Origin of the sequence: Sulfurovum sp., from assembly GCA_026990595.1 — a bacterium.
GTDB lineage: Bacteria > Campylobacterota > Campylobacteria > Campylobacterales > Sulfurovaceae > Sulfurovum.
In genome coordinates, this window is record JALXCZ010000007.1 from 42,941 (window position 1) to 62,198 (window position 19,258).

A 19,258-nucleotide genomic window follows, 5' to 3' on the forward strand; every position below is an offset into this window, starting at 1 on the left:
AACCTTTTGATATAATCAAACGAATCTTACTCATTGGAGTTTTAACTATGTTATTAGGCGTGAATATTGACCACATCGCAGTTTTAAGAGAAGCCAGAAAAGTAGCAGATCCTGACCCTTTGGATGCACTTGGCATCTGTAAACGCTCAGGTGCAGACCAAATTACTATACATTTACGTGAAGACAGACGTCATATGCAGGACAGTGACGCAAAAAACATCATAGAACTCTCGACTTTACCTGTAAACCTTGAGTGCGCCATTGCTTCAGAGATGATAGACCTTGCCTGTGAACTCAAACCACATCGTGTCACACTTGTACCGGAAAAACGTGAGGAAGTAACGACCGAGGGTGGACTTGCAGTCACAGGAGAACAGCCTAAACTTAAAGTTGCAATAAAAAGGCTGCAAAAAGAGGAAATAGAAGTTTCACTCTTCATAGACCCTACCCTTGATGCAGTCAGAGCTGCAGTTGATCTGCATGTAGAATGGATAGAGTTTCATACCGGGAAATATGCCAATATTCATACGATGCTCTACTCCAATCTTGCCAAAACACACCACAGCATCCCTGAACTGGAGCTTTCGCGTAAAGTGCTTAAACAAATGCTAGATGATGAACTCAGAAACCTGCGGCTTCTCAGTTGTGATGCTATGGAACTTGGACTCAGAGTTGCAGCAGGCCACGGACTGAATATGCAAAATGTCAGTGATATCGTAGAGATAGAGACCATAGAAGAGTTAAACATTGGACAAAGCATTATTGCACGTTCTGTTTATGTGGGTTTGGAACAAGCGATTTTGGATATGAGAGCAAAATTGATCAGGTAAGGTAGGGTGTTGTGTGCCCCTACAACACCTTTTTAATATTTTATTTTTTGGTGTTGTAAGGGCACAACACCCTACGAGGAAAACATGAAGAAAAAAATAGCTATTTCAATTGGTGATCTTAACGGTATAGGCATACAACTAGCCCTAGAAAACCATGATACTGTTTCACAAACAGTTTCACCTATGTACTGCATAGATAAAATTATGTTAGAACAAGCTGCCAAGAAACTAGGGCTTACTATCCCTGATGATTTTCAAACCATCGAAAACATCGCTCCATATTTTGAGATAGAGGCAGGAGAAGTTAGTAAAGAGAGTGGTGCGTATGCCTATGCCTCTTTTGTGAAAGCCGTGGAACTTGCTAAAGAAAAAGAAGTTGATGCCATATGCACCCTTCCTATCAACAAAAAAGCATGGGAAGTAGCAGGTATAAACTACAAAGGTCATACCGATGCCCTGCGTGACTTTTTTGATGCAAAGGCAATTATGATGCTTGGATGCCCCCAGATGTATGTAGCACTCTTTACAGAGCATATCCCACTCAGAGAGGTAGCCAGTAGCATCAACGAAGAGGATCTGACACACTTTTTGATAGATTTTTATCATACTGCCAAACCTACTTCAACCGTAGCTGTACTGGGGCTGAATCCCCATGCTGGAGATAATGGGGTACTTGGAGATGAAGAACTTATCATCCAAAAAGCCATAAACAACGCAACAACTATTCTAAAAAAAGAAATACCATCACTATTCACTATTCACTATTCACTATTCACTACACCCATGGTGCCCGATGTAGCTTTTACCCCAAATGTTCGTAAAAACTACACACACTATATCGCCATGTATCATGACCAGGGCTTAGCACCACTTAAAGCCCTCTACTTTGACGAAGGCATTAATGTAAGCCTAAACCTACCTGTCCTACGCACCTCTGTAGACCACGGTACAGCATTTGATATTGCATACAAAAGAATTGAATTAAATAATCTAAGCTATTTAAATGCAATAAAATACATAAGAGAAAACTAAAAATAAGAAGAAACTAATACATCAAAAGAAAAGGAACAAAGAAAAACCTAAAAAAAGTATTGAGAAAGATCACTTTAACAAAAAAGCCCAACATCCTCTTCTCTCACGATCTCACACTCCTCATTCATCTGTGAGCAGAGCTTCTCCTTGCAACAATCACAAAGATAGCGGTAATTCTGCATATCATAATGGATCGTATCGCCTTCATTAATATCATTATAACATTCACCACATACATTCGTGACACGTAAAAGTATCTCTTTGGTTGCAGTCTGGGTTACAAAACATGCATTACTCATCATCTACTCCGATAATTCTTTGATCATTTTCTTGGCAACTTCCAGTTCACTGTCCAGTGCAAAAGCTTTTTTATACTCAATCAATGCTTCTTCTTTACATCCTAGATCATAAAGTGTGTTGGCATAATTGAAATGATGTGGTGCATACTCAGGGTCTAGAGCAATAGCTCTTTCATGATGTTGTTTAGCACCTTCTTCATCACCCAACTGATGCAGAGCATTGGCTAAAGAGGCATGCGCCATATCATCACTCTCATCCAGAGAAAGTATTTTTTCAAAATACTCTTTCGCCTCCTGGTATTTTTTCTGCTGCATGGCTACATAACCGCTTCTTTGGAGTGCTTCAATACTGTTTTCATCTAAAATAAGTGCACTTTGGAGTGCCTTTTCTGCCTCTTGCAGATCCTCTTTTTCTATGGCAGCATCTGCCATTTTTAAAAGTTGTTCCATACGTGTTGGCTGCACTGCAGGGGTAGAGAATGTTTTATCAGGACGGTTGATCCCACCTATCTGTTCATCTGCCCTTTTGGCTTCGAAATCCACACCACGTTTGGGAAAACTTCCTGAAAAAAGTTGCTTAAAGAAGAGGTAAAAAATTGCTCCTGCAAGCACTAAAAGTAAAAGTTGAAAAGTAGACATATATTCTCCAAAAGTTAATAAGCAATAATAGGATAATCTAACTTAAAGCCAAAGAAATAATTACCAACCCTCAGCAAGATCGATCAGTTTATATCCTTCTTGCTGACGTTTTTCAAACTTTTTCGTAAATGCTTCCATGGTTGCAGCTGTTTCATAACCTTGCGCTGCATTATTTTTGGATCTGTAAAAAACAACCATCCATTTCCCCAATGTATATTCTATATTACTGATGTGGTATCCTTTTTTCCAATACTTTTCTATCGCTCTCACCATATCACGCCAGGCAGAACGTATGATCATTGCCTGACCTTTGTATTCTGTTCCTTCAGCAAATATCCCTGTCCAACGTCCTTCTCCATACTCAAGGTCAATAAGATCAAAATTCTCTTTCCATCGCTTATTGACAGCATCTACAAAAACATCCAACTTCTTTCTTCTCTCAAATGCCTGGTTAGTATAAGAAGTGTTTTTTTCAAAGATAACGATCCATTCTGCCAAGCCATGCTCCACATTGGTAATATAATACCCCTTGTCCCAATACTTTTTAAGTAAATTATTAACAACAGAAAAACGTCTGGCAACAATATAGGTTTGATGTGTCTCTTTGGGATTTTTGGTAAAAACGGCTATCCATTTTCCATTACCATATTTGATCTCATTGATATCATACCCTTCTACCCAGCGTTTTCGAATACTCTTTTGCAAATTTTCCAGACTCATTGTACTCTCTATTTTCTGATTGCTCTTCTTTTTTTCAAAGGTACCTATATATTTGTAATGTGATGCACTATATTTGGATGTTTTTGCAGAGAGTTGTGTTGCAAAAAACATCATACCCATAATCAGTAAGTATATTATTTTTCTCATATGTGATCCTATCTGTTTAATTGTGTAGCAATGGCTCCTATCTCTTCTTCCATCGCCTCTTTGGTATCATATATAAAAGTATGTTTATCTTCTTCACCTAAATGCAGAAAGATTCCATAGCCTACGACTTCCACTTTGTCTTTTGCTTCACTCTCAAGCCACTCAAGACTCACTTGTGTAGTCTCATCCTCAAATCCGGTTCTAATCACTGCGGCAGGGTAAAGCTGTGTTATCTTTGCTGTATCAAACTCTTTGTTTTGTATGGTAATAATCATACATTCATTATAGTATAATTGTCTAAAATTATATGGGAGATCATAAATGCGTTTAAAAGAACAGATCAAAAACGACATAAAAGAAGCAATGCGGGCGAAAGAGACAGCAAAAAGAGATACTCTCAGAAACATTCAAGCCGCTATTAAGCAGATAGAAGTAGATGAAAGAAGAGAACTGGGTGATGCTGATGTGGAAGCGATCTTAATGAAATATGCCAAACAACGTGAAGATGCCAAAGTACAGTTTGCTAAGGGTGGGCGTGATGATCTTGTGGCTAAGGAAGAGGCAGAGTTAGCCCTTATTAAAACCTATCTGCCTGAACCTATGGATGACACGGAACTGGAGTCCATACTCAAAGAGGTCATTGCCTCCGTAGGTGCACAGAGTATGAAAGACATGGGTAAAGTCATGGGTGCAGCCAAAAGTACCATAGGAAGCCGTGCAGATGGTGGACGTATTAATGTGATGGTGAAGAAGCTGTTATCATAAAAATATATGTGTAACCACGTGTAGCCACATATATTTTATTGTTTTTCTGTTTTATATCCAAGGCAGCATAGGCAAGTGGTATAGTTTGTATTGCTTTACCATTATGTCTATTTAACACATATAAATAATCTTGATGTGCTGTTAAACCATAGCCTGTAACAATAATATCATCTGTTACAACAAAACTAGTATTACTTTTTTGTTCTTGGCTTCTCCATAGTATTGCATTTGTTTTTAAATCAATAGCCGTTAAAAAACCTGTTTTGCCATTGACCTCTCTAGGAAATCCTCCTGAAGTAGAAATATATAAAATATTATCTTCTATCTCAGCCCAATCCAAAGATTGTCTCGCCCATGCTTTACGTACATGATACACGGAAGGATACTCATAATTTTTTAAATCAAAACTTTTTTGAATTGTATGTGTTTTCTTATCATAAATAACCAAATAAGCACCAGGTCTGTCAAGCTGTGATTTATAATAGACAAAATAAGAAGACTTTAGATTCAAAATTCTTTCAAGTAAAATACCTTTATAGCTAGGCTTTATGCCTGTAGGGTAGTGTCCACCTTTAGGTCTTATGCGTCCACATGTACGTATAGTGGAAGGTTCAAACCCATATTGTTGATACCATTTGTTACAATTTTTATATGATTTTACAAAGCTTTCTGTCTTAATTCTTTTTAATTTAGAAGTTGCCACTCTGTCGTTCTGACTCTGAGACAATAAAAAACTATGCTCAGGTGGCTTTACTAAAACAGTAGCACTTTTTCCACTTTTTATATTGGGTTGAGCACAACCAAACAAAACAAATAATCCTACAAATAAAAAAGATATTTTAAGATTGACCATACTTCACCTCTTTAATGGCAGCAGTAATATCATCTTGACGCATAAAGTGCTCACCAACTAAAAATGCATCTGCTCCCATTTTAGAAATTTCAACTACTGTTTCGTGCTCATTGATGCCACTCTCGGCTACAATAATCTTACCGTTTGGAATAAGTGGGATAAGTTTTTCAGTCAAACGCATATCCATCTCAAAACTCTCAAGGTTTCGGTGGTTAATACCGATGATATCTGCTCCTGCAAAGATGGCTTTTACCAAATCGGTTTTATTGTGTACCTCCACCAATACATCAAGCCCTAGGTGTAGAGCATAGTCATGCAACTCTTTCAGCTCTTTACGACTCAATGCCATAGCTATGAGCAAGATATAGTCTGCTCCAAAAGCAAGTGCTTCAAGAACTTGATATTTATCTACGATAAAGTCTTTTCTAAGAAGGGGAATACTTACATAACGGCGTACCATCCCCAGATACTCTTTGTCACCCTTAAAGAAATGTGGTTCTGTAAGAATAGAGAGTGAATCAGCCCCGCCTTTTTCGTAAGCTTGTGCTATCTTCATAGGGTCAAAGTCTTCACGAATAATACCTTTGGATGGGCTTGCTTTTTTTACCTCTGCAATAATACGATAGGGATTTTCTTCGGTTGAACGAAGTGCTGATTTCACATCTTTAGGCACAAAAGGGTTAAACGCCAAAGAGCGTCCCAACCACTCCATAGGATAATCTACTTTACGCTTCTCTAAATCTGTTTTTGTTTTTTTAATGATTTCATCTAATATCTGAGCCATCTATCTGCCTTAGGCTGAATTTTCGCGTATTATAGCCTATTTACACTTTTGAATGGCATCCCAGTGTTCTATAATCTCGGGTTCTTCCAAGCCCTCTTTATCTACTACTTTTTTCATTAATTTATATGCTTTTTTACACTGATGTTTCCTATAGTATCCCCAAGCCAAAGAATCCAGATAATAGGTATTATCAGGTTGCTGTATCAACGCCTCTTTAACGATCTTTATCCCTTTTTTAATATCTATTTTTTTTTCAATCAGGGTATAACCGTAATAGTTCAGATAAAGACTGTCATCTACACCTTCAGATAAAGCTTTCTCAAAAAAGGAGACTACTTTATCTAGCATTTTTTTATCATTTTTATCTTTTGCATTTTCAAAAAGCAAAATTGCTTTTTCTGCTAGCCATTTAGGGTCATGGTCTTTTGCATAAAGTTTTGCTTCAAGACGTAGTGCTTTGTCATATTCTTTATTTGCTTTGTAGAGTGCATAAAGTGTTTTGTTTTCTATATGTTTTTTCTCCAAAAAGGCAATTGCCCCGTTCATATCCCCTTTATAGGCATAAGCATCAATGATTTTGGAAAGATATTTCTCATTAGGATCATGGTCATAAAGGATCTTATAGACTTCCAGTACCCCATCTACATCATTTTCTTTGACATACAATGCCAGCAGTTTATAATAAAGTTGATTGCTTACTGTCACATTCATACGACGGTGCATTTCCAAGAGCTGTATCGCTTTTTTTCTCTCACCGGTATACTCATCCATGATGACACTCATGCGTAAAAGTACATCTTCATTGTGTGTTTTTTCATAAACTTTATTAAGCAGATGCAATGCTTTTTTGAATTCACCTGTATAAAGATATGGGTTGGATGCCAGATCCAGGTCTCTTGGCTTGGATGATCTTTCAACAAGTCCCTCTGCCTGATTTCTTGCCTCTTGTATTTGTTGATTGGTAAGATAGAGTGGAATAAGCAGCCGTTTTACTTCCAGTGTATCAGGATGTGCTTTATCCCAGTGTTTAAGCCTTTCTATACTCTGTGCAATATGACTTCTGCTTAACAGAGATGATGTTACTTCTCTGAAAAGATACTCTTTGGCTCCCGTACTGTCATACAGTTTACCAAAAATCTCTCTACTGTTCTCATAAGCCTTGTATTCATCATACAGCAAGCCCTGAATGATCAGTTCATCTTCACTCAGAACCCTGAGTTCTCTGGCTTGCACTACTCCAAGAAAAAGAAATAAAACAGTAATAATACTGGCTGCTAAACGATACCTGGACACTCTTTTCTTACCTCATCTTCATCATTTTTAAACTGCTCCCAAAAAGGAAATGTACGACACTGTAAAGGTCGTACAGGGTAGATAGAACAGCGATTCTTGGTTTCATCAAAAAAGATACAGGCATAATTATTTTCAGCCAGTTTCTTTTCTGTCAGTGAATAACGGTGCTTCACTTTTCGTAAATACATTGTAGCAAAATCTTCTACACTAAGGTTAACAAAGTCTGCCATTTTCTCTATTTCGGCATATTTTGCCCAGATATAACCGCTCTCACCCGTGCAGCAATGTCCGCCGCAAGCTTCACATTCACTTGGTCTAAATTTATAGTTATATCCTTCTTGTTCCATGAGTTCCATTAAAAATCACCTTTTATACTATATGTATTTGCCTTGTTGAAAGCCTCCCTAGCCTGTGGCATATAAACACTCTTACTATCAAATACCACAAACGGAGGCAATATTTGTGTCATGGATCTTGAGTTATTTCTGGCTGCGATCATCACCAGTTTGGACTCTCTGTCTATTTTGGAGTGAACAAACTGTATCTTCTCAGGATTTATACCATTTATTTTCAAATGATACAAGAGTGCATCTAACTGTCTGGCATCATAACAAAAGATAAACCACCCTTTTGGCTTTAAAAAAGTCTTTACACGTCGAATGAAACTCTCTATAGGCAGATGATGTGCATATCGCGCAGTATTAAGATGTGTATCTTTGCTCTGTGTTGTATTAGAGTCATAAAAAGGAGGATTTGAGATGATATAGTCATACCGCTGTTCTGTAACAATATCCTTAGTAAAATCACCTAAATAACTCTCTACTTCAAGATCATTGAGTGCATAATTATGCTGTGCATAGTGGAGCATCTTCTCTTGTTTATCTATAATCGTTGGCTCTATGTTAAAATCGCGACTTAAAAGCAGAGAGATAATTCCTACACCACACCCAACATCAAGCAGTTTACCTTTAGGTTTGAAGGCTGAAATAAAATCATATAAAAAAATAGAATCACTGTTGTAACAGTAACCACTGGTAGGTTGATAAAGAAACACAAACTCTCCTGAATAAATATATGAATTTTACTATATTTTCAGTATAATCGCGATTATGAATGAAGAACTAGATTTGCTTAATCCCCCATCAACAGATTTTTCTATGCTGGACTATGACTGTGCCTATATTCCCGGAAACTTTGTACGTATGCATTACAAATATGTTGACAAGGCATCCAAGACCTTTGCAACAGCTGTCATAGCCAGAGGATGGAGACGTTTTGGAAAATACTATTTCCACCCTATCTGCAACGGATGTGATGCATGTAAAAGTCTTCGTATCGATGTAAACAGCTACCACTACACCAAATCACAGAAAAAAGCGATCAAACGAAACAAAGAGACACAGATCATTGTACAAAAACCTACGCTTACTACAGCTCATATAGACCTTTACAACCAATATCATGCATTCAAACACCAAAAAGACGGCTGGAGTCATCGTAATATCTCCCAAAGAGAGTACTATGAGAATTTTGTAGACGGTGCACATGATTTTGGCAAAGAGGTACTTTATATTATAGATGGAAAGCTTGTAGGAGTTGATCTTATTGATATTCTTAATGATGGTATCAGCGCCATCTATTTCTATTATGATCCCGACTATGCCCATCTTTCACTGGGTACTTTCTCTCTACTTTACCAAATAAAACTCGCCAAAATTCTGGAACTTCCCTGGATCTATCTGGGTTACTGGGTAGAAGGGTGCAAAGCCTTTGCCTACAAATCAAAGTTTCAACCTGAAGAGATACTTGACGGTTTTCCTCATGTATCAGAACAACCCTTGTGGGAAACATGGGATAAACCGACAGATTAAAATCCACATTATCGGTGTTGTCATGGGACAACACCCTACACCCTCATAATATTTAAGCTATCATAAAATTTCAAAATCCCTAGGGTGTTGTACCCTTACAACACCAATCACCCATGCAAAGATAAATATTACAATTTCCTACACCATTTCAAGAACAATCTATCTGGGTTTATTCTCTTATCTATCTCTTTACCTTCTACTATAGACTCTGCCAATATTTCAGCCATCAAAGGAGCAAAGACAAATCCCCGCCCGCCAACACCATTGAGTACATAAAGATTATCTATATGTTTAAGCTCTGGCTTTGCCCCTCTTACTATGGCAGGATAGGTCTCTAACATATAAGGCACATCTATCACTTTTCCTACCAAAGGAAAGTAATCTTTCGACCCTGCACGCATCCCGCAGAAAGTCTCTTTAAGTACAAAATCACTGCTATCTACCATCTCTTTTGCTCTCTCTTCAAGACTTTGAAGTGGTTTACCATTACAGACCATACAAGGATTTTTAGCTTTATTGTGTGTAGCACCTAACTTAATAATGCCATCTATATTTGCAGAGACAGAGATACTTTTATGCATACTCACATCTAGTCTCAATTTGGAGTAGTAGTCTCCACGGCTTCCCCATGTACCTCTTACCCCCATATATCGCATATCAAAGAGGGTGTTTTGGTATCCTGTTGCTAAGACTATGTTTTTGGCTTGAATTGACTCTTCATTATTCCCCTCGTTCCCACTCTCCTGAGTGGGAATGCATACATTCACTCTCTGTGGTTCAGAACTTTTACTACTCTTTGCATTGTCATATGCATTCCCACGCAGAGCATGGGAACGGGCTTTTACATGCCAAACATTTTCGCTAAACTCCAGACTCTCCACATCCATCTGCATAAAAGGAACCTGCTCCCAGATAGCCCTGCACATTGCAGGGGCATCACATACCCCTGCTTCATCAAATATAAAACTCTCTTTGGCATTAGTAATACCAATGGCTTCTAACTCTTCTTTACTTACCCAGCTGTATTTTGTATGGTTAAAAGGTTCATAAAGTCTGAATTTCTCAGCATCTTCTGCATCTTTGGGTATGCGTATAACACCAGTTTGAGAAAAGTGTTCAGGAAAGTGTTTAAGGTAGAAGTCTTTGGCATATTCATAAGCTTCATTGGTAAGTGTTTGAAGGGGAGAACCTTTACCTATTTTAGGAGAGACAAAAGCCCCGGCAGCCCCACTTCCACCACTGGCAGGCACAGCACTTCTGTCCACCAAAAGAACCTTTTGTCCTTTTTGCTGCAAAGCATACGCAGCACAACACCCTGCTATACCCGCTCCGATGATGATGGTGTCGTAGGTTTTAGGCATATGACCTAAACCGTAATCTCTTTAATATCTGCTATATTTTTAAATGTCTTATACACAGACCCAATCGTATGTAAACGGTTATTCTTCAACATTTCGTCTTCTGTATTGACCATCACATCATCAAAATATCCATCAAGCTCACGCTTGAGTCCAAAAAGAGCTTCGAGTTGTGTTTTGTAGTCCGGGTAGTCTTGGTTAATGACTTTTTCATAGGCATCGTAGAGGGTGACTTCTGCATCCTCCTTAAAGCATGTAGTATCTATGCTCAAGTCTGCATCCAGATCTACATCTTTAGAGATGTTGGCTACACGTTTGAAGGTAGAAAACTGCTCTTTAAAGGTATCTGAAGAGACAATATCATTCAGCGCAACTACTTTTTTAGCTATCTCGTTGATATCTCTCTCGCCGGATGCCAATACTGCAGCAATAACCGACGGGTTTGCATCAAGTGATTTGTAAATACGCTCTATCATAAAATCTGTCAATAATTTCGTATCAAAATCATTATAGGTATCTTTCAGCAGGACAATGACATCATCTATGTTAAATGCCAAGTCATACTCGGTGACAATACGCACAATACCGTTCACTGCACGACGCAATGCGAATGGGTCTTTGCTTCCTGTAGGTATCATCCCCACAGAAAAAAGTCCCATAAGTGTGTCAAGTTTTGCAGACATTGCCACAATAGAGGAGAAGATGGAACTTGGCAACTGCGCACCCTCACCTACAGGCATATACTGCTCTTTAATGGCAGTGTAAACCAACTCATCTTCTCCCAGTGCTTTGGCATAGTAATAGCCCATCAGCCCTTGGAGTTCGGTAAACTCGTAGACCATCTCAGACATGAGGTCAGCTTTGGCAAGATTGACTGCTCTGTCCATCAGTTTTTCTAGTTCTGCATTGTTTTTCCCAGTTTGTGCTTCTACTTTCTCCATATAGAGCCCTAGCAGACGTGTAGCAATGTTTTTCTCTCTTACTATCTTATCTGCCAATGTACCAAGACCATCGATGAACTGTACTTTTTCAAGCCCATCGGTACTGAGTCCATTTTTCAAGTCATTTTTGTAGAAAAAGAGTCCATCTGCTAGACGTGGCTTAAGTACACGTTCATTTCCTGCCACTACTTTAGAGTAGTCATCTGTGTACGCATTGGAAACCACTACAAACTTGTTGGCTATCTTACCACCCTCAAATACAGGGAAATAACGCTGATGCTCTTTCATAGAGGTAATGATGACTTCAGGTGGAAGCTCTAAGAAAAGCTCATCAAATGTACCTACTAAAGCTTTAGGATTTTCAGTAATCGCCACGACTTCAGCAAGTAAAGCATTGTCACGTTCTATAACGATGTTATGCTCAGCCTCTAGCGCATCAAACTCTGCCAAGATAACTGCTTCACGTTCGCTAGGCTGAAGCATCACAGCACCCTCTTTGAGAATATCCTCATAGGCATCAATATTTGGTACTTCTACTGCATCATAACTTACCATACGGTGTACATAGGTTTTTGTATCTGACTGCACACCATAGAGTTCTACAGGTACAGAGCTTTCACCCATACGTACCTGAAGCCATCGAATAGGACGGATAAACTCATCACTTCTGTCTCCCCATCGCATCATCTTTCCAAATGCCATAGAGCCGATCCATTTTTCTATCATCTCCTGAAGAAGAGAAGCTGTCTGGGCACCTTTTTCTTCTTTTTTGAAATACAGTACCTCTTTGCCATTTTTCTCACCACGTCCAAGTTCGTCAAAACTCACACCACATTTACGGGCAAACCCTTGGGCTGCTTTGGTAGGTTCACCATCTTTAAGTGCAGCCACCATTGGCGGACCGAAAAACTCAACTGTCGCGTCTGCTTGGCTTACAGGCATAGCAGAATGCTTAAGTACCAATCTTCTAGGGGTATAAATAAAGTCAAAGTCATTGGCTAAATTATATTCACCAAGTATCTTTGTCCATGATTTTTCAATGTTAGCTACGATTTTAAGTAGTGGTATCGCGGGTAGTTCTTCTACACCTATTTCGATAAGTAGTGGTTGTGTCATGTGGATGATCCTAATAAGTAACGTCACCCTCGTTCCTATGCAAAGCATGGGAACGAGAAAATTGACAATATTTTATCTAAAAGTTGGTAAATAGGGGGTTAGTCTTTTGTAGTGGTCTTATCTTCCTTCTTTTCAGACCTATCAAAAACATAGTCCTCTTCATACTCATCTACAAGGTCTTTACGTCTCTGCTCTTCATCAAACTTGGAAAGAAAGTTATTTCTAATGATTGTAAAGGTCATAAAAGAAAAGGCAATGGCTACAAAAATATAGAAGTAATCTCCAAATGACATCTATTTATCCTCTAACGTATTGGCTATGGTGATCTTCTCAAAGCCTTCATAATTCTGACGCAAGGCATCATAGACAACTACTCCTACACTCACTCCAAGATTCAAACTTCTCCCTTTACCACCCATAGGGATGGTAATACACTGTTCAGGATGTGCAAGAAGCACTTTTTCATCTATACCTCTTGTTTCCGCACCAAATAGAATATGATCACCTTTTTTAAAAGGAGCATTGAAGTAAAGATTGTCTGTTTTGGTTGTACCCATATAAGAGTTTTTACCTATAGGATACTCTTTTAAATAATCATCAAAACTTTCCCATACTACCAGATTAAGGTATTTCCAGTAGTCCAGCCCTGCACGTTTGACAGCTTTGTCATCGATGTCAAAGCCTAGAGGTTTAATGAGATGGAGTGTTGCTCCTAGATTTACACATAGTCTACCTATGGTACCTGTATTTTGGGGGATTTGAGGTTCAACTAATACAATATTAAACATGAAGTATCCTTATTTCTTTTCCAATAATCGCACGATAGTGCGCCTTGTCGTGGCGAACGCCCTTGAAAGCGGAGCGATTCGAGAGCCACGACGATTTTTTGCTTCGTTTTTTCAAAAAAAATGAAGAGAGAAACAACGCCTCAATTCAAATACAAGGAAGTTAAAGAGAACCAATTAAAATATTACAGTCTTATTGCCATTGACAAAAACTCTGTCATGCAGTACTAATGCCAATGCACGGGAAAGTACTATCTTCTCTCCGTCTCGTCCGGCACGTTGCATATCTTTCCATGAAAGACGGTGGTTTACAGGGATGACATCCTGTGCTATAATCGGTCCTTCATCCAGATCATTGGTAACATAATGTGCTGTTGCACCAATGATCTTTACCCCTCGTTCATAAGCCTGTTTATAAGGATTGGCTCCTATGAATGCGGGGAGAAAGGAGTGGTGGATATTAATGATCTTTTGATCATAGACTTTTACAAATGTTGAGGTCAGGATACGCATATACTTGGCAAGAACGATGTAATCAAAACTATACCGATCAATACACTCCATTACTTTTGCCTCATGCTTTTCTCTGCTCAACCCCTCAGCAGGAACATGGAAAAAGGGAATATCAAAACGTTCAACCAGTTCTCTTAATGTATTATGATTACCGATCACACACTCTATCTTGGCACCCAATTCACCATCTGCATGACGGATCAGAATATCTCCTAAAGCATGAGACTCTTTCGTGACCATAAGTACAATCTTTTTATCTTTGGGCTCGATAACCCTTATATGTGCCTCTTTTGGTGTAATAGCATGAAGTTCTGCAAGCAACTCTTCTATATCAAATATTCCTGAGACTATGGTACGCATAAAGAAACGTTTATGCTCTTTATCTACAAATTCACGGTTATTATCTATATTCAGCCCTCTGTCATAAAAAACTTTGGAGATATTATAGACCAACCCTTTTGCATCTTTACAGTCTATTAAAACTCTCGCTCTTTTTTCCATTTTTCCCTCTTTCCCTGCTTTTAAAAAATTATCAAAATTATAGCACTTTTTCTTTCAACTCTTTTATTTTCTGTTCCGTTCTTCTTTCAAGCTCTTCTCCTAAAGCCTTACCGCTAAACCCTTCTTCCAGCAATTCAGTGGGTGTCACACCTCTGTCAAACACGCTATCCCATACATTTAGACTTTTTGCAATACGTATAACTTCAGGATGCCAGTTACCTGCATATTCCATGATCGGCTCTTTTAAGGACTGACGGGCGACAAAAGTACACGTTACTTTTACAGGCAATGCAACATCAGTTACTTTTTTATAGTAACTGTTGGGAGCACCTATACTTTCAAGTATCTTATAAATATCTGTTTTAAAATAATTTCTGGAGATAAAAAGAAAATAGTAAGGTCTCAGTTTTTCCATAAAGCACTTTTGACTCTTTTGTAAAACCCTTCCTAACTGTATAAAGTTTCCTTTACTGACCTCTTCGCCAAAGAGATGATTCGCAATTCCCAAAGCAAAAAGGTAATAAAGTCCGTAATGCAGATAGGAAGCTCTGAACATCTTTTCAAACTCTCTGAAGATACGTTCTTTAGGTAGATCATCAAGCCTAATATTCTGACAAAGTCGGCAACTTTCACTCTCTACTTTAAATCCGAGTCGTGCAGCAAACTGCATAGCTCGAAGCACACGAAGAGAATCTTCTGTAAAAGAGCTTTTGTCAACCACTCTAAGTATTCTGTTCTCCAGATCATCCAAGCCTTGCCAGAAATCCAATATCTCTTCATTCTGAATATCATACATCAAGGCATTGACTGTAAAATCACGTCTTTTTGAAGCCTCTTTTTCCTTTTTTGCCAAAGTAACTTCAAAGCCTTTATGCCCAGTTCCCACTTTCGTTTCTAAACGCGGAAGGGAAAAATCTATTTCTTTGTATTTGTAGACAAAAAAACTTTTTCCTACCCCTTGCCCACCCAAATAATGCATCGCACTTTCAAAATCTTCTACAGAGATACCAAAACACTCTATGTCATAATCATTGCACTCCTGTCCCAGTAAATGGTCACGCACCGCACCACCTACCACATAACATTTTGCACCATACTGTTCCCAAAGATAATCTGTTACTCTCTTAATATTTTGCAGTTGCTGTGAATTTGTTTGAGAAAAAAAATTTGGAGAAGTTTTTATTGTGGGCATTCTATCCCTTTTATTATAATGAGGGTGGAAAGAAACATACCCCCCCTTATTGACTATCTGCTTGCATAATCCGCAATGATATCACCCATCATGGAACAGGTCACGATCTCCTGGGCATCATAATCCCCTATATCACCGGTTCGGTATCCCTCGCTCAAAGCTTTTTTGATCGCCTCATCAATTTTCTCTGCTGCCTCTTGCTCATTAAGTGCATAACGCAACATCATACTGGCACTCGAAATGGTTGCCAAAGGATTGGCGATCCCCTGTCCTGCAATATCCGGTGCTGAACCGTGGATCGGTTCAAACAACCCGACACCCTTACCGGTACTCGCACTTGGCAAAAGCCCAATAGAACCGCTTAGCATGCTTGCCGCATCAGAGAGAATATCCCCAAAGATATTTCCGGTCAAGATCACATCAAACTGTTTAGGATCACGGATCAGCTGCATCGCTGCATTATCTACATACATATGTGAAAGCTCTACTTCAGGGTAGTCTTTCGCAACTTCTTCCACGATCTCTCTCCAAAACTGACTGACTTCAAGTACATTGGCTTTATCGACAGAACAGACACGTTTTTCACGTTTCATAGCAATATCAAATGCCACTATCGCAATACGTTTCACTTCTTCTCTTGTATAGATCATTGTATTGAATGCTTTATCTTCATGCAACTCTCTTGGCTGACCAAAGTAAATGCCACCGGTAAGTTCACGTACCACCATAATATCTACACCCTGAATGACTGCAGGTTTCAGACTTGAAGCATTGACCAACTCATCATAGACCATTGCCGGTCTGAGGTTGGCAAAAGTTCCCATCTCTTTACGGAGTCCAAGAAGTCCGGTTTCTGGTCGTAAATGTCTCTCCAAATTATCCCACTTTGGACCACCAATCGAACCAAAAAGCACTGCATTACACTTTTTCACACCCTGAATTGTCTCTTCAGGAAGCGGTACACCCGTTTCATCAATTGCCGCACCACCCAAAAGCATCTCTTCATATTTAAGGTTAAACCCTTGTGCTACAGAAACTGCGTCAAGTACTTTGATGGCTTCATCAATGATTTCAGGACCAATACCGTCACCTTTAATGACACCTATTCTATAATTTTTCATACGTTACGCCTTTTGACTTATTTCTTTTTTGGCAAATTCTATCAATCCGCCTGCATCGACCAATTCCTGCATAAATTCCGGGATCGGTGTAAATTTGTAGGTTTTAGCCTGAGTGACATTGATCACTTCACCGGCATCCATATCGACTCTTACAGTATCACCTTCGTTGATCTCTGCTGCTTCTGCAAGTTCAAAAATAGGCAATCCCATGTTAAAGGAATTTCTGTAAAAAATACGTGCAAATGTAGGAGCAATAATCGCATTGATACCTGCTGCTTTAAGTGCAATGGGTGCATGCTCACGACTTGAACCGCAACCAAAATTCTCACCTGCTACGATGATGTCACCTTCACTCATTTTAGAAGCAAATTCAGGGTCTGCATCTTCCATAACATGTTTCGCCAATTGGCTTGGTTCACTTGTATTAAGATATCTTGCTGCGATAATAAGATCTGTATCGATATTATCACCAAATTTCCAAACTTTACCTTGCAAAGTCAATCCTTATATAAGAGGTTATCCTCTTTAAAATTTTCGCGATTATAGCTAAAAAAACAGAATTTGCCAAATTTTGTACCATTTTCTAATAGAATTTCGGTATAATCCACCTTAATAACAACTTAGAGATATTTCATCTCAAAACTCAAGGATTTATATTGGCAGCAAAAGATAGTATGAAAAATATAGAAGCACTCTTAAAGTCTAAGAAAAAAGGGGATGTCGTTACTCTTGAGAATATCGCAAAAGAGTTTGGCAAACAGCCTACTGCTGCCCAGGCGAAGAAAATACATAAACTGGCAACTGATGCCAAAGTAGAGATCATCTCAGCCTCTGAATATGCAAAATATCTTACAGAGAAAGAAGCAAAGAAACGTGCAGATGCAAGAAAAAAACTTGCTGAGGGTGAGGGAGAAGATGAATTTGATCTTCATAAAGAAAAAGAGCTTCTGGAGTGGAGCCGTTCTGACTCTCCCGTAAGGATGTACCTGCGTGAAATGGGGAAAATACCGCTTCTTACAAAAGAGGAGGAGGTTGACCTCTCCATGCGTATTGAAGAGGGAGAAGATATCATCATCGATGCGATCTGTTCTGTTCCTTACCTTATAGGATATATCTTAAACTATAAAGAACCTCTGCTTAACCGTGAAAGACGTGTAAAAGAGCTTTTTAAAAGCTTTGAAGATGACAAGGGTGATACAGAGGACGAGGCAGAGGGAGATGGTGCAGACACTGCCCCCAAAGATGATAAACGTGTCAAGCAGGTTATAGAGAGTTTTAAGAGACTTGAAAAAGCAAAAAAAGAGTGGATGAGATCACGTGATGAACTTGATACGTTCATGGCTACGGAAACTGACCCTGTAAAAATTCTTCATGAGCGTCTCAAGATCGCATTTAAAAAAGGTCAGCTTAAAGCCGCTCTTCTTGACCTTGGACCAACCTCAAAACTTATTAATGAACTGGTAAAAGCCATGGAGACCGCACTGACTTCTGATGACAGTTTTGACAAGGAATTAAAAAGACTTGAATACAAACTCCCTCTCTTTAATGATACATTAAGAGAGAATCATCAAAAGATCCTCAGCAATATCATCAATATGGATAAAGATGATATCATCGATGCAGTACCTGAAACAACCATGGTCAGTACGTATGTGGAGATCAAAAAACTTTTTGAAACAAGAGAAGCATCTAAAGGCGGATTTGATCTCAGCGAAGAGAAACTCCAAGATATTCTTGGGCAGATACGCCAGGGGAAAGCCAAGTCAGAAGTAGCCAAAACACGTATGGCAAAGTCTAACCTTAGATTGGTTGTATCTATTGCAAAAAGATATACAAACCGTGGACTTCCATTCCTTGACCTTATCCAAGAGGGTAACATCGGACTTATGAAAGCGGTTGACAAGTTTGAATATGAAAAAGGGTACAAGTTCTCTACCTACGCAACATGGTGGATCCGTCAGGCCATTTCTCGTGCCATTGCCGATCAGGCAAGAACTATTCGTATCCCTATCCACATGATCGAAACGATTAACCGTATCAACAAGATCATCAGAAAACACCTTCAAGAGACAGGAAAAGAGCCAGATCTAGACACTATTGCCCAAGAAGTTGGTCTTTCAGTTGATAAAGTTAAGAACGTTATCAAAATCACTAAAGAGCCTGTATCGTTAGAGACACCCGTAGGTGATGAAGATGATGGTAGATTTGGTGACTTCATCGAAGACAAAACTACACTCAGCCCGACAGATGTTGTACTTAAAGATGACCTCAACAACCAAATTGATGATGTTCTAGACCAGTTGAACGAAAGAGAAAAAGCCGTTATCCGTATGCGTTTTGGTCTGCTTGAAGACGAGAGTGACAGAACACTGGAAGAGATTGGTAAAGAACTCTCTGTAACACGTGAAAGAGTAAGACAGATAGAATCATCTGCTATCAAAAAACTTAAACACCCTAAGGTTGGGCGTAAGCTTAAGAACTATATTGAGGAATAGACT

Annotated in this window: 22 protein-coding genes; 5 read left to right on the forward strand and 17 right to left on the reverse strand. The window is 38.9% G+C overall.

What is annotated here, in order from left to right:
* The first annotated feature begins 47 nt into the window (after window positions 1–47).
* Both MVE01_RS02040 and pdxA read left to right on the forward strand, forming a co-directional pair.
* Window positions 48–830 carry a pyridoxine 5'-phosphate synthase gene (locus tag MVE01_RS02040; RefSeq protein ID WP_472560495.1) on the forward strand — a complete coding sequence of 261 codons (783 nt, stop codon included), beginning with the start codon at window positions 48–50 and terminating at the stop codon, window positions 828–830.
* An 84-nt stretch (window positions 831–914) separates the two neighbouring features.
* Window positions 915–1,862 carry a 4-hydroxythreonine-4-phosphate dehydrogenase gene (pdxA, locus tag MVE01_RS02045; RefSeq protein WP_472560496.1) on the forward strand — a complete coding sequence of 316 codons (948 nt, stop codon included), beginning with the start codon at window positions 915–917 and terminating at the stop codon, window positions 1,860–1,862.
* Between the two features lie 74 nt (window positions 1,863–1,936).
* Here pdxA and MVE01_RS02050 read toward each other — a convergent pair whose 3' ends face one another.
* The 4 genes from MVE01_RS02050 to MVE01_RS02065 are packed head-to-tail and all read right to left on the reverse strand — an operon-like array spanning window position 1,937 to window position 3,942.
* Complete coding sequence (locus MVE01_RS02050; protein ID WP_472560497.1) at window positions 1,937–2,161, reverse strand: hypothetical protein; 225 nt, start codon at window positions 2,159–2,161, stop codon at window positions 1,937–1,939.
* A 3-nt stretch (window positions 2,162–2,164) separates the two neighbouring features.
* Complete coding sequence (locus tag MVE01_RS02055; RefSeq protein WP_472560498.1) at window positions 2,165–2,800, reverse strand: tetratricopeptide repeat protein; 636 nt, start codon at window positions 2,798–2,800, stop codon at window positions 2,165–2,167.
* Between the two features lie 60 nt (window positions 2,801–2,860).
* On the reverse strand, window positions 2,861–3,667 hold the full coding sequence (locus MVE01_RS02060; protein WP_472560499.1) for a DUF7477 domain-containing protein: 807 nt from the start codon (window positions 3,665–3,667) through the stop codon (window positions 2,861–2,863).
* 8 nt (window positions 3,668–3,675) lie between these two features.
* Entirely contained in the window at window positions 3,676–3,942 is a 267-nt protein-coding gene (locus MVE01_RS02065; protein WP_472560500.1) for a phosphomannomutase, read from the reverse strand.
* A 46-nt stretch (window positions 3,943–3,988) separates the two neighbouring features.
* On the opposite strand from MVE01_RS02065, the gene MVE01_RS02070 reads away from it, so the two are divergent.
* Complete coding sequence (locus MVE01_RS02070) at window positions 3,989–4,432, forward strand: GatB/YqeY domain-containing protein (protein ID WP_472560501.1); 444 nt, start codon at window positions 3,989–3,991, stop codon at window positions 4,430–4,432.
* Here the strand turns inward: MVE01_RS02070 and MVE01_RS02075 are convergent.
* From MVE01_RS02075 to MVE01_RS02095, 5 genes are read right to left on the reverse strand one after another with little or no spacing between them, the layout of a single operon-like run.
* On the reverse strand, window positions 4,401–5,285 hold the full coding sequence (locus MVE01_RS02075) for a hypothetical protein (RefSeq protein ID WP_472560502.1): 885 nt from the start codon (window positions 5,283–5,285) through the stop codon (window positions 4,401–4,403). The two genes, MVE01_RS02070 and MVE01_RS02075, sit on opposite strands and share 32 nt — an antisense overlap.
* On the reverse strand, window positions 5,272–6,069 hold the full coding sequence (trpC, locus tag MVE01_RS02080; RefSeq protein WP_472560503.1) for an indole-3-glycerol phosphate synthase TrpC: 798 nt from the start codon (window positions 6,067–6,069) through the stop codon (window positions 5,272–5,274). Before trpC ends, MVE01_RS02075 begins: the two co-directional genes overlap by 14 nt.
* 36 nt (window positions 6,070–6,105) lie before the next feature.
* The gene (locus tag MVE01_RS02085) at window positions 6,106–7,362 is read right to left on the reverse strand and encodes a tetratricopeptide repeat protein (RefSeq protein WP_472560504.1); all 1,257 of its coding nucleotides are present in this window, start codon (window positions 7,360–7,362) and stop codon (window positions 6,106–6,108) included.
* A complete protein-coding gene (locus MVE01_RS02090) occupies window positions 7,344–7,718 on the reverse strand; it encodes a YkgJ family cysteine cluster protein (RefSeq protein WP_472560505.1) in 375 nt (124 codons plus the stop codon). The genes MVE01_RS02085 and MVE01_RS02090 overlap by 19 nt, the downstream gene beginning before the upstream one ends.
* Window positions 7,718–8,416 carry a tRNA1(Val) (adenine(37)-N6)-methyltransferase gene (locus MVE01_RS02095; RefSeq protein ID WP_472560506.1) on the reverse strand — a complete coding sequence of 233 codons (699 nt, stop codon included), beginning with the start codon at window positions 8,414–8,416 and terminating at the stop codon, window positions 7,718–7,720. Before MVE01_RS02095 ends, MVE01_RS02090 begins: the two co-directional genes overlap by 1 nt.
* 55 nt (window positions 8,417–8,471) lie before the next feature.
* On the opposite strand from MVE01_RS02095, the gene MVE01_RS02100 reads away from it, so the two are divergent.
* On the forward strand, window positions 8,472–9,233 hold the full coding sequence (locus MVE01_RS02100; protein WP_472560507.1) for an arginyltransferase: 762 nt from the start codon (window positions 8,472–8,474) through the stop codon (window positions 9,231–9,233).
* 128 nt (window positions 9,234–9,361) lie between these two features.
* Here MVE01_RS02100 and MVE01_RS02105 read toward each other — a convergent pair whose 3' ends face one another.
* The 8 genes from MVE01_RS02105 to MVE01_RS02140 all read right to left on the reverse strand — a co-directional run bounded on the left by MVE01_RS02105 (window position 9,362) and on the right by MVE01_RS02140 (window position 17,261).
* Window positions 9,362–10,594, reverse strand: coding sequence for an FAD-dependent oxidoreductase (locus MVE01_RS02105; protein ID WP_472560508.1), 1,233 nt, complete (start codon window positions 10,592–10,594; stop codon window positions 9,362–9,364).
* Between the two features lie 5 nt (window positions 10,595–10,599).
* Complete coding sequence (glyS, locus tag MVE01_RS02110; protein WP_472560509.1) at window positions 10,600–12,648, reverse strand: glycine--tRNA ligase subunit beta; 2,049 nt, start codon at window positions 12,646–12,648, stop codon at window positions 10,600–10,602.
* Window positions 12,649–12,746: 98 nt separating this feature from the next.
* On the reverse strand, window positions 12,747–12,941 hold the full coding sequence (locus tag MVE01_RS02115; RefSeq protein WP_472560510.1) for a hypothetical protein: 195 nt from the start codon (window positions 12,939–12,941) through the stop codon (window positions 12,747–12,749).
* Window positions 12,942–13,436, reverse strand: coding sequence for a tRNA (cytidine(34)-2'-O)-methyltransferase (locus tag MVE01_RS02120; RefSeq protein WP_472560511.1), 495 nt, complete (start codon window positions 13,434–13,436; stop codon window positions 12,942–12,944). It lies immediately after the preceding gene.
* 174 nt (window positions 13,437–13,610) lie between these two features.
* Window positions 13,611–14,447, reverse strand: a complete 837-nt coding sequence (gene purU, locus MVE01_RS02125; RefSeq protein WP_472560512.1) for a formyltetrahydrofolate deformylase — start codon at window positions 14,445–14,447, stop codon at window positions 13,611–13,613.
* A gap of 37 nt (window positions 14,448–14,484) precedes the next feature.
* Window positions 14,485–15,639 carry a Gabija anti-defense Gad2 family protein gene (locus MVE01_RS02130; protein ID WP_472560513.1) on the reverse strand — a complete coding sequence of 385 codons (1,155 nt, stop codon included), beginning with the start codon at window positions 15,637–15,639 and terminating at the stop codon, window positions 14,485–14,487.
* A gap of 53 nt (window positions 15,640–15,692) precedes the next feature.
* Entirely contained in the window at window positions 15,693–16,760 is a 1,068-nt protein-coding gene (gene leuB / locus MVE01_RS02135; protein WP_472560514.1) for a 3-isopropylmalate dehydrogenase, read from the reverse strand.
* Window positions 16,761–16,763: 3 nt separating this feature from the next.
* Window positions 16,764–17,261, reverse strand: coding sequence for a 3-isopropylmalate dehydratase small subunit (locus MVE01_RS02140; RefSeq protein ID WP_472560515.1), 498 nt, complete (start codon window positions 17,259–17,261; stop codon window positions 16,764–16,766).
* Between the two features lie 155 nt (window positions 17,262–17,416).
* Here MVE01_RS02140 and rpoD point away from each other — a divergent pair, with 155 nt between their 5' ends.
* On the forward strand, window positions 17,417–19,255 hold the full coding sequence (rpoD, locus tag MVE01_RS02145) for an RNA polymerase sigma factor RpoD (protein ID WP_472560516.1): 1,839 nt from the start codon (window positions 17,417–17,419) through the stop codon (window positions 19,253–19,255).
* Window positions 19,256–19,258 lie beyond the last annotated feature (3 nt).

Excerpts from the sequence above, each read along its gene's own strand:
- MVE01_RS02040 (WP_472560495.1), top strand. The coding sequence starts at position 48 with ATGTTATTAGGCGTGAATATTGACCACATCGCAGTTTTAAGAGAAGCC.
- pdxA (WP_472560496.1), top strand. The coding sequence starts at position 915 with ATGAAGAAAAAAATAGCTATTTCAATTGGTGATCTTAACGGTATAGGC.
- MVE01_RS02050 (WP_472560497.1), bottom strand. The coding sequence starts at position 2,161 with ATGAGTAATGCATGTTTTGTAACCCAGACTGCAACCAAAGAGATACTT.
- MVE01_RS02055 (WP_472560498.1), bottom strand. The coding sequence starts at position 2,800 with ATGTCTACTTTTCAACTTTTACTTTTAGTGCTTGCAGGAGCAATTTTT.
- MVE01_RS02060 (WP_472560499.1), bottom strand. The coding sequence starts at position 3,667 with ATGAGAAAAATAATATACTTACTGATTATGGGTATGATGTTTTTTGCA.
- MVE01_RS02065 (WP_472560500.1), bottom strand. The coding sequence starts at position 3,942 with ATGATTATTACCATACAAAACAAAGAGTTTGATACAGCAAAGATAACA.
- MVE01_RS02070 (WP_472560501.1), top strand. The coding sequence starts at position 3,989 with ATGCGTTTAAAAGAACAGATCAAAAACGACATAAAAGAAGCAATGCGG.
- MVE01_RS02075 (WP_472560502.1), bottom strand. The coding sequence starts at position 5,285 with ATGGTCAATCTTAAAATATCTTTTTTATTTGTAGGATTATTTGTTTTG.
- trpC (WP_472560503.1), bottom strand. The coding sequence starts at position 6,069 with ATGGCTCAGATATTAGATGAAATCATTAAAAAAACAAAAACAGATTTA.
- MVE01_RS02090 (WP_472560505.1), bottom strand. The coding sequence starts at position 7,718 with ATGGAACTCATGGAACAAGAAGGATATAACTATAAATTTAGACCAAGT.
- MVE01_RS02100 (WP_472560507.1), top strand. The coding sequence starts at position 8,472 with ATGAATGAAGAACTAGATTTGCTTAATCCCCCATCAACAGATTTTTCT.
- MVE01_RS02105 (WP_472560508.1), bottom strand. The coding sequence starts at position 10,594 with ATGCCTAAAACCTACGACACCATCATCATCGGAGCGGGTATAGCAGGG.
- glyS (WP_472560509.1), bottom strand. The coding sequence starts at position 12,648 with ATGACACAACCACTACTTATCGAAATAGGTGTAGAAGAACTACCCGCG.
- MVE01_RS02115 (WP_472560510.1), bottom strand. The coding sequence starts at position 12,941 with ATGTCATTTGGAGATTACTTCTATATTTTTGTAGCCATTGCCTTTTCT.
- MVE01_RS02120 (WP_472560511.1), bottom strand. The coding sequence starts at position 13,436 with ATGTTTAATATTGTATTAGTTGAACCTCAAATCCCCCAAAATACAGGT.
- purU (WP_472560512.1), bottom strand. The coding sequence starts at position 14,447 with ATGGAAAAAAGAGCGAGAGTTTTAATAGACTGTAAAGATGCAAAAGGG.
- MVE01_RS02130 (WP_472560513.1), bottom strand. The coding sequence starts at position 15,639 with ATGCCCACAATAAAAACTTCTCCAAATTTTTTTTCTCAAACAAATTCA.
- leuB (WP_472560514.1), bottom strand. The coding sequence starts at position 16,760 with ATGAAAAATTATAGAATAGGTGTCATTAAAGGTGACGGTATTGGTCCT.